At 72.6% G+C, this 13,880-nt stretch carries 13 protein-coding genes; 2 read left to right on the forward strand and 11 right to left on the reverse strand.

Annotated elements, in window-relative coordinates; translation table 11 throughout:
* Positions 1–70: 70 nt before the first annotated feature.
* The 4 genes from AB0O09_RS01930 to AB0O09_RS01945 all read right to left on the reverse strand — a co-directional run bounded on the left by AB0O09_RS01930 (position 71) and on the right by AB0O09_RS01945 (position 5,179).
* Positions 71–1,117: a Ku protein gene (locus AB0O09_RS01930; RefSeq protein WP_363539193.1), complete on the reverse strand. Its 1,047-nt coding sequence runs from the start codon at positions 1,115–1,117 to the stop codon at positions 71–73.
* A gap of 1,000 nt (positions 1,118–2,117) precedes the next feature.
* Positions 2,118–3,209: an SDR family oxidoreductase gene (locus AB0O09_RS01935; RefSeq protein ID WP_363539195.1), complete on the reverse strand. Its 1,092-nt coding sequence runs from the start codon at positions 3,207–3,209 to the stop codon at positions 2,118–2,120.
* A 79-nt stretch (positions 3,210–3,288) separates the two neighbouring features.
* Entirely contained in the window at positions 3,289–3,870 is a 582-nt protein-coding gene (locus AB0O09_RS01940; protein ID WP_363539197.1) for a TetR/AcrR family transcriptional regulator, read from the reverse strand.
* An 850-nt stretch (positions 3,871–4,720) separates the two neighbouring features.
* A complete protein-coding gene (locus AB0O09_RS01945) occupies positions 4,721–5,179 on the reverse strand; it encodes a MarR family winged helix-turn-helix transcriptional regulator (RefSeq protein WP_363539199.1) in 459 nt (152 codons plus the stop codon).
* A 108-nt stretch (positions 5,180–5,287) separates the two neighbouring features.
* Here AB0O09_RS01945 and AB0O09_RS01950 point away from each other — a divergent pair, with 108 nt between their 5' ends.
* Complete coding sequence (locus AB0O09_RS01950) at positions 5,288–6,217, forward strand: alpha/beta hydrolase (protein WP_363539201.1); 930 nt, start codon at positions 5,288–5,290, stop codon at positions 6,215–6,217.
* 412 nt (positions 6,218–6,629) lie between these two features.
* Here the strand turns inward: AB0O09_RS01950 and AB0O09_RS01955 are convergent, their stop codons facing one another.
* Genes AB0O09_RS01955 through AB0O09_RS01965 form a run of 3 tightly spaced genes read right to left on the reverse strand, consistent with a single transcriptional unit; the run spans position 6,630 to position 8,749 of the window.
* Positions 6,630–6,923: a DUF1330 domain-containing protein gene (locus AB0O09_RS01955; protein ID WP_363539203.1), complete on the reverse strand. Its 294-nt coding sequence runs from the start codon at positions 6,921–6,923 to the stop codon at positions 6,630–6,632.
* A gap of 33 nt (positions 6,924–6,956) precedes the next feature.
* Positions 6,957–8,390, reverse strand: a complete 1,434-nt coding sequence (locus AB0O09_RS01960; RefSeq protein WP_363539205.1) for an MFS transporter — start codon at positions 8,388–8,390, stop codon at positions 6,957–6,959.
* On the reverse strand, positions 8,387–8,749 hold the full coding sequence (locus tag AB0O09_RS01965; protein WP_363539269.1) for a MarR family transcriptional regulator: 363 nt from the start codon (positions 8,747–8,749) through the stop codon (positions 8,387–8,389). Before AB0O09_RS01965 ends, AB0O09_RS01960 begins: the two co-directional genes overlap by 4 nt.
* A 675-nt stretch (positions 8,750–9,424) precedes the next feature.
* Between AB0O09_RS01965 and AB0O09_RS01970 the strand changes: the two genes are divergently transcribed.
* Positions 9,425–10,087 carry a hypothetical protein gene (locus tag AB0O09_RS01970; RefSeq protein WP_363539207.1) on the forward strand — a complete coding sequence of 221 codons (663 nt, stop codon included), beginning with the start codon at positions 9,425–9,427 and terminating at the stop codon, positions 10,085–10,087.
* Here AB0O09_RS01970 and AB0O09_RS01975 read toward each other — a convergent pair.
* From AB0O09_RS01975 to AB0O09_RS01990, 4 genes are all read right to left on the reverse strand, one after another.
* Positions 10,048–10,137: a K(+)-transporting ATPase subunit F gene (locus tag AB0O09_RS01975; protein ID WP_363539209.1), complete on the reverse strand. Its 90-nt coding sequence runs from the start codon at positions 10,135–10,137 to the stop codon at positions 10,048–10,050. The genes AB0O09_RS01970 and AB0O09_RS01975 overlap by 40 nt on opposite strands.
* 368 nt (positions 10,138–10,505) lie before the next feature.
* On the reverse strand, positions 10,506–11,078 hold the full coding sequence (locus AB0O09_RS01980; RefSeq protein ID WP_363539211.1) for a KUP/HAK/KT family potassium transporter: 573 nt from the start codon (positions 11,076–11,078) through the stop codon (positions 10,506–10,508).
* 51 nt (positions 11,079–11,129) lie between these two features.
* Positions 11,130–12,674: a Na+/H+ antiporter gene (locus tag AB0O09_RS01985; protein ID WP_363539213.1), complete on the reverse strand. Its 1,545-nt coding sequence runs from the start codon at positions 12,672–12,674 to the stop codon at positions 11,130–11,132.
* Positions 12,675–13,003: 329 nt separating this feature from the next.
* Positions 13,004–13,759, reverse strand: coding sequence for a DUF4118 domain-containing protein (locus AB0O09_RS01990; RefSeq protein WP_363539215.1), 756 nt, complete (start codon positions 13,757–13,759; stop codon positions 13,004–13,006).
* Between the last annotated feature and the right edge of the window lie 121 nt (positions 13,760–13,880).

A 13,880-nucleotide genomic window follows, 5' to 3' on the forward strand; every position in this document is an offset into this window, starting at 1 on the left:
GAGCTGCGCCCGCGACCGGCAAGAAGGACGCCGGCGACCCAGCGCCGCGGGCGGAGGGTTCCGGAAAGTGTCAGCTATCGGTCGCCCTCAGCAATGCGGCGATGAGCTGTTTGCGATTCATGGTGGATCGATGCGGGATGTCCAGCTCCCGGGCGCGTCTGTACAGCTCATTTCTTGGCAGGGCGGAAATTTCCTTCCTTGCCTTTTCTCGCTGTCGGCCAGGCTTTCTGGGGAAATTCCTGTCGGTTTCCCTCCTGGGGGTGGCGCCGGCCTCATCCGGTTGCGGATGGTCCTCGTCATGCCCGTCTTCCGCGTCCTCGCCGAGGGATGCCAGGCTCTGGCGCAGCGCGTCCATCTCACGGTCCGCCAGTTTTTCCTCGACGATCCGACGGATCTGCTCCTGGCGGGCATCGGTATACTTCTGCGGGTTCCACGTGGTGGTGAGAAGGTCGATCAGCCGCTCGGCCATCCGGAGTTCGGCATCGCCGAATTCTCTTCCGCCCGTGGGCAGGTGGTCGACTTCGCGATGCGGATCCCGTATCTCGTCGGCGAAGTAGAGGGTGTGCAGCGTCAGCACTCCACCTCCGCTGCATATGGCGCCGAGGTGCGTCCTGTCGCGTATCGAGAACGGGGCGATTCCCGCGCGCCGCGAATGCTCCATTGCGGAGGCCAGCAACTGGTATGTCTTCGCGTGCTCTTTTCCTCGCGGGCCGAGGTAGTAGGGCGTGCGAAAATGGGCCGGGGGAATCTCGGAGAGGTTTACGAATTCCAGCACTTCGATATTTTTCGATCTCCCGAGCGGGACTTCTTCGAATTCACTCGGTTCGATCGTCAGATATTCCCCGCCTCCGGCGTCGAATCCCCTTTCGAGATCCTGGAAGCTCACCTCGGCGCCGGTTCGCTCGTTCACCCATTGAACGCGAACCCGGTCGGACGTGCCGCGTTCGATTCGGTGGAAGCTGATGTCGTGTGTTTCCACCACCTTGTACAAGGCTATTGGCAGAGTGATGAGACCAATAGTCAGAGCGCCGGTCCACACTGGTCCAGACATGACGGCCTTTCCGTATCCGCCGGTGTCCCGGTGGCGGAGGCACTTGCTCGGCGTCGGATCGATCATAATTCCCGGGCCCCGGCCCGGCGCTTTGGGCGACGGGGTGCAACCACTTGCCGAGGTCCTCGCTCGACGGGCGGGAATTGTCAGACCTTGACGCGCTCCGGAGTCTCCGCCGGCACCGAGGCCGGCATCGGCGCCGACGGCCGCGCAGCTTCGGGCGGTTCCCCGCTGAGGGCGGGCGCGTCACCCCGTCCGGGCGCGGGGACCGGGCGGCCTGCTCCGAGCATTCGGCGCCGCCCGCGGACCTGCGACGGAGTCGAGGCGTGCGGGGATCCGGCTGGGCGGGGCTGTGCGAGGAAGGCTGAACTTTCGGGCTCCGCTGCGGGCCACCCGGGTGATGTGCGGCGCGTCTTCCGGGGCCGGCTGCTGCGGCGGTTTTTACAGTCTCATTCGCGGCTCCCCGTGGAAATGGGCGGGTTGCCGCGGTTACAGGCCCAGCCTCGCCCCCCTGCGGAGGGTCTGGCGCGGACTGCCCCTTGCGATCCCAGCCCAGCGTGCAAGGGGCTGCGGTCCGGCCCCCGGCGTAGGCACGGCGCGCGGGCCGGACCGCCCATTGCAGCATCCCCGAGCGCCGGCGTCGGGCGATCCGCCTCGGTAAGCCCGCGACGGCAGGTCTGTCCGGCCGCCGGGCCTGCGGTCGCAGGCCTGCCCTGCGCTTTCCGGCCGGCCACCGCGAAGGCCCTGCACGCTGCCGGTTTCACCCCGCTGATGGGGCAGCACTACCGGCACCGTGACATCGGCCCCACCTGGTGGACCGGGAACCCGGCACACGCGACGCCGATCCCGTTCCGCGCCCGGCCGGCTGGTCCCTGCGCACCGGCGACGGACCGGCCGGAGCCGAGGCGCTGCTGGACGCTCCCGGCCAGGGCATCGCCCATCTGTACGGCCTCACCCCTCCACGGCAGCAACGGCCTTCACGCTTCGCATGAGGATTTAGGCCGCCGTCCGATCGCCCGGTGTCTGCGGCAGGCCGCGCAGTGTGCGGCGACCGGACCGGCGGCTCTCACGGGCGCGTGGCGGGCGCGGGTGGCACGGCGGCGCCGGGGAACCGGTCGGCGACCAGGCGGGCGGCCCAGTCCTGGATGAGCCTTTGCACCGGCGGGTGGGTCAGCCCGGCGGCGCGCGCCAGGGCGGCCGCGGAGGCGGTGTCGTAAGTGTCCTCCGCGAGGAAGGAGAGTGTCTCGGGGTCGACGCCGGTCAGTGCGCGCGGCAGCCTGCGGACCAGGCCGACGGGCAGCACCACCCGGGGTGGGCGCAGGCCGAGGCGTTCGGCGGCCAGGGCGACGAGTTCGGGCAGCGGCGGCGTGGCCGGGTCGAGCACGGTGTGCAGGTGCAGCGGTTCCCTGTCGTGGTGCGGGACCTCGGCGAGGAAGGTGGCGAGGTGGTCCACGGCGACCACCGGAACGACGGTGCGCCGGGTGCCCGCGAGGGCGGGCAGGCGTCGCTCCCAGAGCTGTTCGACGAGGGTGGCCAGGCCGAGGTACTGACCGGCCTCACCGGTGCGGGAGTGCCCGATCACGGCGCCGGGGTTGACCACCGTCAGCGGTACGCCCAGCCGTGGTGCGAGGGTGCGCACGGCGATGTCGCCCTCCGTCTTGGACGCCTCGTAGGCGCCGAGCTCGCGGTAGAGGCGGTCGGCGTCGGCGGCGGGCAGGGGATGGTGCTGTCCGGTGTTGCGGCCGACCCGGTAGCCGGAGAGGTGGACCAGCCGCCGCAGCTCCGGGCGGCCGGCGGCCCAGTGCAGGGGGTGGATCGCACCGTCCACGTTGGCTGCGCGGGCCTCGTCGCGGGTGAGGCCGAAGGCGTAGCGGGCCGCCAGGTTGACGACGTCGCGGACGCCCTCCAGCCGGTGTTCGTCGGCCGCCGGGAGGGCGAGGCCGGGTCGGGTGATGTCGGTGGCGACCGTGGTGAGCCGCTCGGCGACCGCGTCCGGTGCGGCGCCGCGGGCGGTCAGCCAGCTGCGCAGCTCGCCGTCGCGGGCGGCGCCACCGCGCAGGCCGACGGCGACGTGTTCGCCGCGGGTGAGCAGCTCGAGGACGTACCAGCGGCCGATGAAGCCGGTGGCGCCGAGGACGAGGGTGCCGGGACTGGACATGGGGATCCTTTCAAACGGACCGGTCTACATATTTTTTGGTCATGGCATGGCCGCGCGGGGTCGACCGCGCGGGCCGGGATCAGGCGGCGTCGGCGCGGATCAGCAGTTCGGCGGCGCGGGCGGCCCGGTCGAGCGGGGTTCGGCTGTGCGCGACACGGGACAGCAGCAGCGCCCCCTCCACCAGGGCGAGGACGGCGCACGCCGCGGCCTCGGCCCCGGCAGTGTCGCGGCCGTGGTGGACCAGCATGCCGGCGAGCGCGTCCTGCCACGCCTGGTAGGTGTCGGCACACGCCCGGCGCAGTTGCTCGTGGCCCGCCGCGGTTTCGAGGGCGACGGTCGCCACCGGGCACCCCTTGGCGTAGCCGGACTCCTCCATCCGGTCGCCGAGCGCCCCCAGCAGACGACGGACGACGTCGGCGGGGGGCTCCCCGGATTCGGCGGCGCCCGCGATGAGTGCTCCGATGTCCTGGCCGGCCTCGGTGAGCGCGAGCGCGACCATCTCGTCCTTGCCCGCGGGGAAGTGGAAGTACATCGACCCGCGGGGTGCGCCGCTGGCGGCCAGGACGTCGTTGAGCCCGGTGCCGTAGTAGCCCCGCTCCTCGATGAGGTCCCGGGTCGCCCGTACCAGTCGCGCCCGCGTCTCCTCGCCCTTGACTCCCATGCCGCCAAAGTAGACCGGTCGTCATATTTCTGTCCAGTCGCCCGGTCGCCCAGTCGCCTGCGCTCCGGGGGAACGGACGCGGAAGGCGCCCTTGTCGACGGCTCAGTACGGCACCCGGCTGACGCGGACCGGTGGCGGCCCGGGAACCCTCACGTACATGGCGCCCGGGCAGTCGGACGACGGTGCGGTCGGGCCGGCCGCTGATGTCTGGGCGTGGGCGTGGGCGTGCTGCGTGGTGTGTGCCGCGCACGGGGCGAGCCCGTTCGCCCCGTGCGCGAGTGCGGTGATCCGCAGGATCGTGGAACGCCGGGCCCGAACCGCTCGCGCCGGAAGCGGTGCAGGCTCTCGACCCGGCGCTCGCGGCCGTCGTGGGACGGGCGCTGACCGCCGACCCGGCGGCGCGTCCGGCGGACGGCGCGGCACTGGTCGGGCTCCTGACGGCCGCGCAGGCGGATCCGCCTGAGTTCACAGACACTCTGAGGGATTCTGCGGGATCAGATCACCCGGGGCCGGCGCACGCTCGTGCTCTGACTCGGCATCTCGCTCCGCGTTTCGGGGCCCGACCTTCTCGCCGGGTCGGGGTGGTTCCACCGGCGAGCCGGCGGGCTCATCGGTCGGCCGCTGGCACGCTGGCGCGCTGGCGCACCGGCCCCGAGGCGCCTCGGCCGAGACCGAGCGCGATGACTGACGAAAGACCGCCGAGTGGAGCGCGGGTCAACCCGTCACGGGGGAGGACCCCGGCCACCAGTGGAACGGCGGTGGGCCGAGTGCGAGGCCGGCGGCCGGCGCCGGCGCGGTGCAGGCCGTCCGGGCGGTGTCACCCAACCCGGGGTCGGATGCCGTTCGCGGGTCATTTCCCCTCCCCCCGGCCGGCCCCGTGGGGGCTCGCCTCGAGGGCCGCGCGGAGGGCGGCCAGGGTTGAGGCGATGCGGGCCAGGTCGTCGGGGGGAACCGTCGAGGTCAGCGAGGCGAGCTCGCCCTCGACGACGGGACGGGAGGCGGACAGCTGCTTCTCACCCGCGGGTGTGAGGCGCAGGACGGACGAGCGGCGGTCCTGGGGGTGTGCGACCCTCTGGCACCAGCCTGCGGCCACCAGCCGGTCGACGGCCTTGCTGACGGCTCCCACGGTGATCGCCAGTTCGCCGACGATGTCGAGCACGCGGCACTCCGGCACGCGGTCGATGATCTCCAGAAGCTCGAACTGCCCCAGTCCCAGGCCTTGTTCGGCGCGCAACCGGGCGCTCGCCGCGTTGTAGAGCCGAGTCTCGACGCGGACCAGATCGGTGAAGATCGGGGTGATGTGGCTCACATTGGCCTTCCAGTGGATTCCCGGGAATCATCTTCCTCGGAATCCGGTTGGGTCGGGCAGGTGGATTCCCAGGAATCCATCCTCGCACCCCGACCCATGGAGGCCCGCATGTCCCGACAGCAGCGCGACGCCCTGGACGCCGTACTCCGCTCCTCCCCTCGCAGCGAGACCCGGCCCACTCCCGAGGAGCAGCGCAGCGGTTTCGCCGGGGCCCTCACCCGACCCGCTCCGGAGGGCGTGGTCACCCGCAGGACCGTCCTGGGGGGCCGGCCGGCCCTGGAGCTGGAGCCGGCCGAAGCCTCCGGCCGCGGTCGACTGCTCTACCTGCACGGCGGCGGCTACGTCGTCGGCTCACCGGACACCCATGCAGGGCTGGCCGGTGAACTGGCCCGCCGAGCCGGGCTCCGCGCGACGTCGGTGGACTACCGGCTGGCGCCCGAGCACCCCTTCCCCGCGGCCGTCGACGACGGGCTCGCGGCCTACCGCGAACTGCTGGCGTCGGGCACCGACCCACGGGACCTCGTCCTGGCCGGTGACTCCGCCGGTGGCGGACTGAGCATCGCCACGCTGCTCGCCGCCCGGGAGGCCGGGCTGCCGCAGCCGGCCGCCGTGGTCGTCTTCTCCCCCTGGGTCGACCTCACCCTCTCCGGAGGAAGCATCCGCTCCAAGGAGAGTGCCGACCCCATCTTCACCGAGGCCGATGTGCGCGACTACGCCGATCTCTACGTCGGCGCAGGCGACAGGGCGCATCCCCTGGCCAGTCCGGTGTTCGCCGACCTCACCGGACTCCCCCCGCTCCTCGTGCAGGTCGGGGCGAACGAGGTGCTCCTCGACGACGCGGTCCGGCTGGCCGGCCGCGCGGGCGCCGACGAGGTCGAGGTCACGCTCGAAATCGGCCCCGGCCTTCCCCACGTCTACCAGCACCACTACGGCCGCCTCGACGAGGCGGACGCCGCACTCGACCGCGCCGCCCGTTTCCTCGCCGCCCGTGTGAGCGCCGGGCGCCCGGGCGCCGAGCGTCTCGAACCGGTCCACTGACACGGACCCCGGTGGCCGGGACGGTCGGGTGGGCGCCGCCTCCTCGGTCGTGCGGTCGAGGTCGAGCGAGGTCGCTGCCGGTGCCCACCACGGTGGCCCCGGCCCGCACGGGTGACCCGTCCGGCAGGCGGTGATCACGGCGCCGAGGGGCCTGTGCCGCTCGGCGCCGTGAGACCTCTCGGCAGCCGCGGCCTGATCCCGGCCCCGGCACCTCACGCATCACCCGTGCCACCAACCTGCTCCGGGCCCTGTTCGTCCTGACGAACCTCGAACTCGACCGCTGACAGACGATCAAGGCCGAAGACAGCCGCCCACGACCGGCACGAGCACCCGCGAACCCCGCCGCACCAGCAGTCGCAGCAGCGAAAACCAAGACGGTCGGATCTTCAATGAAGATCCGACCGGACCTCGGTCAGTCGATGCCTTCGACGATGCGGAAGTCGCGCTCGACGCCGTCGGAGAGGGCGACCAGCGCCTCCTGGTAGGCCGCACTCTCGTGCGCCGCGACGGCCTGCTCGAAGCTGTCGAACTCGACCAGGACGGTGCGCTCGGCGATTCCGGCGTCATGCGCCACGACCCGACCGCCGCGGACGAAGGTCCGGCCGCCTGCGGCCTTGACGGCCTGAGCGGCCAGCTTGTTGTAAGCAGCCAGCTTCTCGGGGTCCGAAACGGTGCGGTAGACGCTGACCCAGTAGCCCTTGGGCATGACACCTCCAGTGTTGTAACGCGTGCACCTAGCTTACGAGTTGGCCCCGGACGGGCGTCGGTGGGCGAGGGCGAGGCCCGTCAGCGTCGTGATCGCCATGGCGCCGATGCCGACCAGCGCCGCGGTGGTGTAGGCGCCGTCGTCGGGGAAGAGGTGGCCGGGGCCGGTGCCCGCGGCGAGGATCAGGCCGCCGACGGCGCTGCCCAGGGAGTACCCGACGCTGCGGACGACGTAGTTGAAGCTCATGGCGCTCGACGTCTCGCTCCTGGGGGTGACGGCCAGGATGACGCCGGGCATCGCGGCCGAGAAGCCGCCGACGCCGAAGCCGAGCACGCCCATCGCCGCGAACAGTTCGGCCAGGTCCGACCGGGCCGCCGCGAACAGGGCGAATCCGGCGCCGACCACGACGGCGCTTCCGGCCAGGAGCAGGGGGTCGGCGATCCGCGTCCGGACCCGCGGTGTGAGCCTGCCGGCGACGAACCCCAGCACCGAGAACGGGACGAGGACCAACCCGGCGACGAAGGTCGTCAGCCCGAAGCCGTAGCCGGCGCCGTGCGGCGTCTGCGCGTACCGGGTGATCAGCGTGAGCAGGAGGTACATACCGATCCCGCCGACGAACATGGCGAGGTTCGCCCCGGCGACCGCAGGGTGCCGCACCGCCCGCACATCGACCAGGGGCGTCGTGCTGCGCAGCTCGACGACGGCCCAGACGCAGAGCAGCACCACCGCGACGACGGCGAGGCCCGCCGCCACGGCGAGGTGCCGGCTCCACAGATTCCGTTCGCCGGCGAGGAACAGCACCAGGAGCAGCGCAGCGGCCAGGACGACCGCGCCTGCCACGTCCACGTGGGCGGAGCGGCCTTCGGGGGCTTCGGGCATGGAGCGCCACGCGGTCAGGAGGGCGGCGGCGGTGACGACCAGGCCGAGGCCGTAGGCGGCCCGTACCCCGCCGAGCTCGGCGAGCAGTGCGGCCAGCGGGTAGCCGACGCCGGCCCCGATGATCGAGACCACCGAGATCAGGGCGATCACGGCCGCGCTGCGCTCCTCGGGGAGGTGGTCCCGGGCCACGCCCATCATCAGCGCCGTCAGCCCGAGCCCGACGCCCTGGGCCGCTCTGCCGGCCAGCAGCCAGGCGAACGGCAGCGGCAGCACGGTGAGCGCGCTGCCGGCGACGACGACCGCCAGCGTGGCGAGGATCGTGGCCCGCCGGTGCGGGCCGGATCCGAGCCGGCCCAGGACCGGCGTGGCGACGGCGCCGCTGAGCAGCGCGACGGTCAGCGTCCACTGCGCGCTGCCGAGCGAGACGTGGAACGAGGTCGCCACACTGGTGATGAGCGGCGTCCCGAGGCTGGCGACCGCCGCCACGACCAGGGCGATGAACATCAGGGCGGGGACCAGCAGCCGCGCCTCGGAACGCGCCGCCGGGAACGCCTTCACCGCGACCCCGTCGACCGGCTGCCCGGTCACCGCTTCGGCCCTTCGCGGTCCTGGCTTTCGAGCTCTGCCAGATGCTTCAGCGCCGGAAGGGCCGCCACCAGCGCCTCGACCTCGTCGCCGGCGAGCTCGCCGATCAACCGTTCGAACGCCTGGACGCCCGCCTGGCGCCGCGCCCGGACGTAGGAGGCACCGGCCTCGGTCAGGCACACCAGCGTGACCCGCTTGTCGGACGCGTCGCCCCGCCGCTCGACCAGGCCGGACTCCTCCATCACCCGGACCAGGGCGGTCATCGCGGGCTGGGTGACGCCCTCGACCGCGGCCAGATCGGTGATGCGCCGCGGGCCCGTCCGGTCCAGGGTGGCCAGGGTGGCGGCGGACGTCAGGCTCATGTCCCGGGGCAGGCGTCTCGCGGCCCTGGTGGCCAGGCCGTAGAGGGCTGCCCCGATGGCGGCGGACGGGCCAGGAACGGTGTCTTGACGACTCATGGCCGAAGCATAGCGCTTTTATATTCATAGTTTATGTAAATGTCGCCCGGTGCGGGCGGCCTCGCTCAAGCCCGTCACTGATCGCCGTCACCCTCGGGTTCGTCACCGTGGTGGCGGGCACCGCAGCCCCCGCGGCACTGCTGCTCGGCTTCGTCCTGAGGAGCGCTGCTGCTTGATCCGGGCCTGTGCCTCGGCGACCTTGAACTGGAGCTTCGCATTCCGGACCCGCCCGAACCCGTACGGGACGAGCCCACGTCAATGATCCGTCAGGAAAACCGTCGCAGGCGTCAAGGGAGCGTCAGGGAGCGGTCGGCCGCGGTCGGGTGGCCCCTAGCGTGAGCTGCGCCGAACGGCCCCCGTCCTTCGTGAGGAAGGAGTGCGGGGCCGTGCCGGAGTCCGGCTCTCCGGACGGACACACCGAGGAGGGCGTTCGGCGGCCCACCGGCAGGGGGAGGGGGACGCGCGGTCATGGCACCGGGTGCGCTGGATACGACGACCGGTACCAAGAGGACGGGCTCGCCGGCGGTGGCGGGCCCCGGGGCAGCAGCCGGGCTGCCCGGATCGCGCGCTCCCCTTGCCGTGGTCCCGGCTGCCCGCAGGCGTGTCGGTCGGTCCTCCTGGACCACCCCGAGACTGGTCCGGGCGCTCACCGCGGCCTGCCTGGTCTGTGTGCTCGGCCTCGGCGGGGCCGTCGCTTCGGTGCTCGCCGGTGCGCGGGACGGCATCGACGCCATCGGCCACCGGGCCGCCCCGCAAGCCGTCCGCGCCGCCGACCTCTACTTCGCCCTCAGCGACATGGACGCCCAGGCGGCCAACCTCCTGCTCATCGGCGCGGACCCCGACTACCTCGCCCTGCGCAGGCAGACCCTGGACACCTACGAGCAGCGCCGCACCGAGGCCGGCGAGGACCTCCAGCGCGCCGCCGAGGCCGCCGTCGGAGACCCGGCCGGGCAGCGCGCGGTGCAGACCGTGATCGGCGAACTCGGCCGCTACGAGGCGCTGGTGGCCCGTACCCAGCTGCTGGAGGACCAGGCCCAGGCCCCCGCCGGCCGACCGTCCGCGCAGGCACTGGAGACCTACCGGCAGGCCACCGACCTGCTCCGTCAGCGCCTCCTGCCCGCGGCGGACCGTTCGAAGCACCGCTTCCCCGGTGCCCCCGATGTCGACGACCTCGCAGCCGGCCCCGGTGTCGGCGGCCCGCTTCAGAACTTGTCCGGGTACTTCAGGGCCAGGATCGGATAGACGACGAGCGCGGCGGCGACCAGGAGACCGGCGGCGGTGTCGGCACTCATGTGCCACTCCTCATGAGGTGTCAGGCTTACGGTGGAGCAGGCAGAGGGGGGCCGGGGGACCGGAATCCCCGAGCGGTGGTGCGGGCGCAGAGGAAGCCCGTGCCGGAGAGGCTATTCCCGCCCGCCGGGCAGCTGGTCCGATCCTGACGGCTCCTTGATCCCGGCGGCATCCACCTTGACGGAACGTTGACAGAACCGCGCGTACGGTCACGCCCTGGGCTGCCGACGGGCTGACGGGCTCCATGCTCGGGCCACCCACGTGCGGCGCGGACGGGCCCGTCACGTGATCGCCGCCGGAGCCCGTGCCTGCGACGGCGCTCGTTTCCCGGAGCCGCAGGGTGCCGTGAGGGTGGTGCGCGGTCGCCCGTCTACGTGGAGGAACGACTCGGCCGTCGCCAGGCTCCTCTGCCGCAGTCGGACGCCCGCACGGGCGCGCTGTCCGGTCGGAATCGCGCGCCAGCGGCAGGGCCGCGGGATGCCGCGCCGGGGCGCCGGAGATTCTCACCCGCGCGTCGTCCGGCGGTCGCTCCACCTCGATGTGGGAGCCCATGATGACGGTGCGGTCGCGCGGGAGGCCGAAGTACTCGGCGGCGTCGGGCCGTGATGTAGGAGGTGGCGACGAACAGCCGTTTGCGCCACGGCGCCATGGTCGGTTCCTTGCCGCGCCGGAGTTCGATCTTCGACAGGAAGTAGGTCGCCTGGTCGAGTTGCAGCTCGCCCTCGGTGTCGGCCGGTTCGAGCAGCGCCGGCGTGCCGGGCACGTCGGGAGTCTCCATGTAGCCGACCCGGGCGGTGACGTGGATGATCCCGTCCTCGGCGTAGCCGAGGTCGTCGACGACGATCCGCCGGTCGGCGGGTACGCGGGGCACGGTCTCGGTCCGGACGGAGAGGATCACGACCTGGTCGTGCCGCACGTGGTTGTGCTCGACGTTGGCGCGCATCGCCAGGGGCGTAGTCGGCTGCAGGGGAGACTGCGCCGCCCACGGCGGCCGTCAGGCGGTGCCGAGGCCGGTCTCCTCGAGGTCGAGGTCGCGCTGCAGGGTGCGCCGAGTGGTGTCGCTGATCCGGTGGTCGTCGTAGAGACGGCGCAGCTCGTCGCCCTGGACGGCGATGACCTCACGGCGCAGTTCGCGGTAGACCACCAGCGCGGGTGTTCCGGCGGCCGGTTCGTCGTGGGGTTCGAGCCTGGCCTCCAGGCCCCGGCGGACGCGGTCGACGACGTGCCCGGGGATGGTCTCCAGGTCGGCGAGCTGGTCGAGGTGGGTGAGGCCCGCCCGGGTGAGTGCGCCACGGGCGTCCTCTTCCTCACGGGCGGTGTGTTCCGGTTCGAGCGCCAGCCCGGAGCGGTTGACGACGGGTGCCAGGCTCAGCCCCTGGACGACGAGGGTGAAGACCACGACGGCGGTGGTGAGAACGAGCACCAGGGGCCGCCCGGGCAGCCGGGTGCCGTCCTCGGCGGCGAGCGGGATCGACAGCGCGGCGGCGAGCGGCATCACCCCGCGGGTGCCGGCCCAGCTGACCACGGCGGCGATCCGCCAAGAGGGTCGTCCGCGGCTCGGCCCGACCGCTGCGGAGAGCGGGAGCATCCAGAAGACGCGCAGTGCGATCAGCACGGTGGCGATGGCGAGGGCCTGCAGCGGCCACATTCCGCTTCCGCCGGGGAGTTCCCGGACCAGCGTGGGCAGCTCCAGGCCGACGATGCTGAAGACCACGCTTTCGAGCAGGAAGACCACGACCGCGTACACGGCGTGCAGTTGGAGCCGGATCCGGGCGTCGGTCAGGCGGTGTCCGGAGCGGCCCAGCAGCACGCCGGCGACGACCACGGCGGTGACGCCGGAGGTGTGGGCGGACTCGGCGAGCACGTAGGCGCCGTACGGGGTGACCAGCGCGATGACCGTCTCCAACACCGGGTCGGTGGTGCGGCGGCGGATCAGGGTGACTCCGCCGGCGACGGCGGCGCCGATCGCGCTGCCTCCACCGGCCAGCAGGACGAACTGCCCGCCCGCCGCCTGCCAGCCGACCGCGCCGGTGGCGACGGCGACGGTGACGGCGACCCGGAACAGCACCAGGGAGGTGGCGTCGTTGAACAGGCTCTCCGCCTGGACCAGGACCTGCACCCGGCCGGGCAGGGCGAGCCGCCGACCGAGTGCGGTCACCGCGACCGGATCGGTGCTGGCCAGGACCGCGCCGAGAACGAATGCCATCGAGGCCGGCAACGGGGTCAGGGCGGCGGCGAGTACGCCGACGAGGGCGGCGGAGGCGAGGACGAGGCCGAAGGCGAGGATCGTGACCGGCCGCCACACCGAGCGCAGATCGCGCAGGGACAGTTCCTCGGCGGAGGCGTAGAGCAGCGGGGGCAGGACGACCAGGCCGATGGTCTCGGGCGCGATGTGCAGGGCGGGTGCCCCGGGTGTCAGGGCGACCGCGATCCCGGCGAGTACCAGGAGGGAGGGTGCCGGGATGCGCCAGCGGCGGGCGCCGGTGGCCACCGCGGTGGCCAGGACCACGAGAAGAAGGACTGCCCCGACCGCGCGCATCGCCGAAACTCCAGCTCAGTTCGCGGGGGCGCCACGGCGGTCGCCGCGGTCCGTCCCCCGGCCGACCAGACTTCCCGGCACACCGTTGGCGCTCATTTTACCAAGCTCACATCGATGCGAAAGAACGTCCGATTCGCGGGTCGGTGTCGGCGTGGCCCGGTGGCAGCGTTCGCGCACGGATGCCGCGCCGTCAGTGACTCGTCAGGACGGCTCGGGCGGACGGCAGGAACGCGTAGGGGACGCCCGGAAAGCCGCCGTTCGCGACATGGCGCCGGGCCCACCGGAACCGACCTCGACGGCCCGTCGCCATGCAGTGCGTCCGGCGTCGGTCAGGCGGCTTTGACGGGTCGGGTGAGACTCTCGAGCGCGGCACCGGCGTGGTCGGCCAGGGTCACGGCGACCAGCCGCGCCTGGCGGGACGGCACGGTTCCGGGGGTGGGTTCGAGCATGAACCGGCCGACGTAGATGCCGTTGCCGAACATCCGCAGTTCGACGCCCTCCTCGGGCAGGCCGAGGGTGTCGGCGTCCCAGGTGCGGCGCCCCACGGTGACGGAGCCGTCGTGCTGCAGGCTCGGCGGGTGGCCGATCAGCGAGCCGTACTCGAAACGGCAGTTGCGCAGCTGGAGGAGGTCCACCAGCTCGTCGCGGACGTGGTCCACCACGGTGAGTGCGGAGTTGGCGTTGCGGGCCAGGACGGCGGTGTCGTGGATGCGGGCGAGGTAGCCCGCGTCGGTGATCGCTGTCACCCGGAAGCGCCGGGCGCGGGCGGCGAGTTGGGAGACCGCGAGGCCCACGGCGAGCAGGAGCACGGCCGTGGTGATGTCGGTGCCGGCGTCGATGGCGAACCGCTGGTAGGGCTGGGTGAAGAAGAAGTCGAACCAGACGGCCGCGCTGAGCGCCGCGACGGCGCCGGCCAACCGGTGGCCGAGCGCGGCCACCGCGACGACCACGACGACGAGCAGCAGGGCCACGTTGGTGTTGGCCGTGCTGTCGCGGAACGGCAGCAGGACCAGGCTGAGGACCAGCGGGGCAACAGCCGCCACGAGCAGGGAGAGCGGCCCCCGCAGGGCGAGGTATCGGCGCATGGTGCACCTCCTGTTCTCCGGTGTAACAGGCGCGGCGGGGAAGTCGGCCCCCGGCGCGGCCTCGTTGACGGGATCCTTGCGCTCGGTTCCCGCTCCCGGCCGTTCGGCGCCGGTCGCGGGC

Source organism: Kitasatospora sp. NPDC093679, assembly GCF_040683455.1.
GTDB classification, from domain to species: domain Bacteria; phylum Actinomycetota; class Actinomycetes; order Streptomycetales; family Streptomycetaceae; genus Kitasatospora; species Kitasatospora arboriphila.

Excerpts from the sequence above, each read along its gene's own strand:
- AB0O09_RS01930 (WP_363539193.1), bottom strand. The coding sequence starts at position 1,117 with ATGATCGATCCGACGCCGAGCAAGTGCCTCCGCCACCGGGACACCGGC.
- AB0O09_RS01955 (WP_363539203.1), bottom strand. The coding sequence starts at position 6,923 with ATGCCCAAGGGCTACTGGGTCAGCGTCTACCGCACCGTTTCGGACCCC.
- AB0O09_RS01965 (WP_363539269.1), bottom strand. The coding sequence starts at position 8,749 with ATGAGCCTGACGTCCGCCGCCACCCTGGCCACCCTGGACCGGACGGGC.
- AB0O09_RS01935 (WP_363539195.1), bottom strand. The coding sequence starts at position 3,209 with ATGTCCAGTCCCGGCACCCTCGTCCTCGGCGCCACCGGCTTCATCGGC.
- AB0O09_RS01990 (WP_363539215.1), bottom strand. The coding sequence starts at position 13,759 with ATGCGCCGATACCTCGCCCTGCGGGGGCCGCTCTCCCTGCTCGTGGCG.
- AB0O09_RS01940 (WP_363539197.1), bottom strand. The coding sequence starts at position 3,870 with ATGGGAGTCAAGGGCGAGGAGACGCGGGCGCGACTGGTACGGGCGACC.
- AB0O09_RS01980 (WP_363539211.1), bottom strand. The coding sequence starts at position 11,078 with ATGCGCGCCAACGTCGAGCACAACCACGTGCGGCACGACCAGGTCGTG.
- AB0O09_RS01985 (WP_363539213.1), bottom strand. The coding sequence starts at position 12,674 with ATGCGCGCGGTCGGGGCAGTCCTTCTTCTCGTGGTCCTGGCCACCGCG.
- AB0O09_RS01975 (WP_363539209.1), bottom strand. The coding sequence starts at position 10,137 with ATGAGTGCCGACACCGCCGCCGGTCTCCTGGTCGCCGCCGCGCTCGTC.
- AB0O09_RS01950 (WP_363539201.1), top strand. The coding sequence starts at position 5,288 with ATGTCCCGACAGCAGCGCGACGCCCTGGACGCCGTACTCCGCTCCTCC.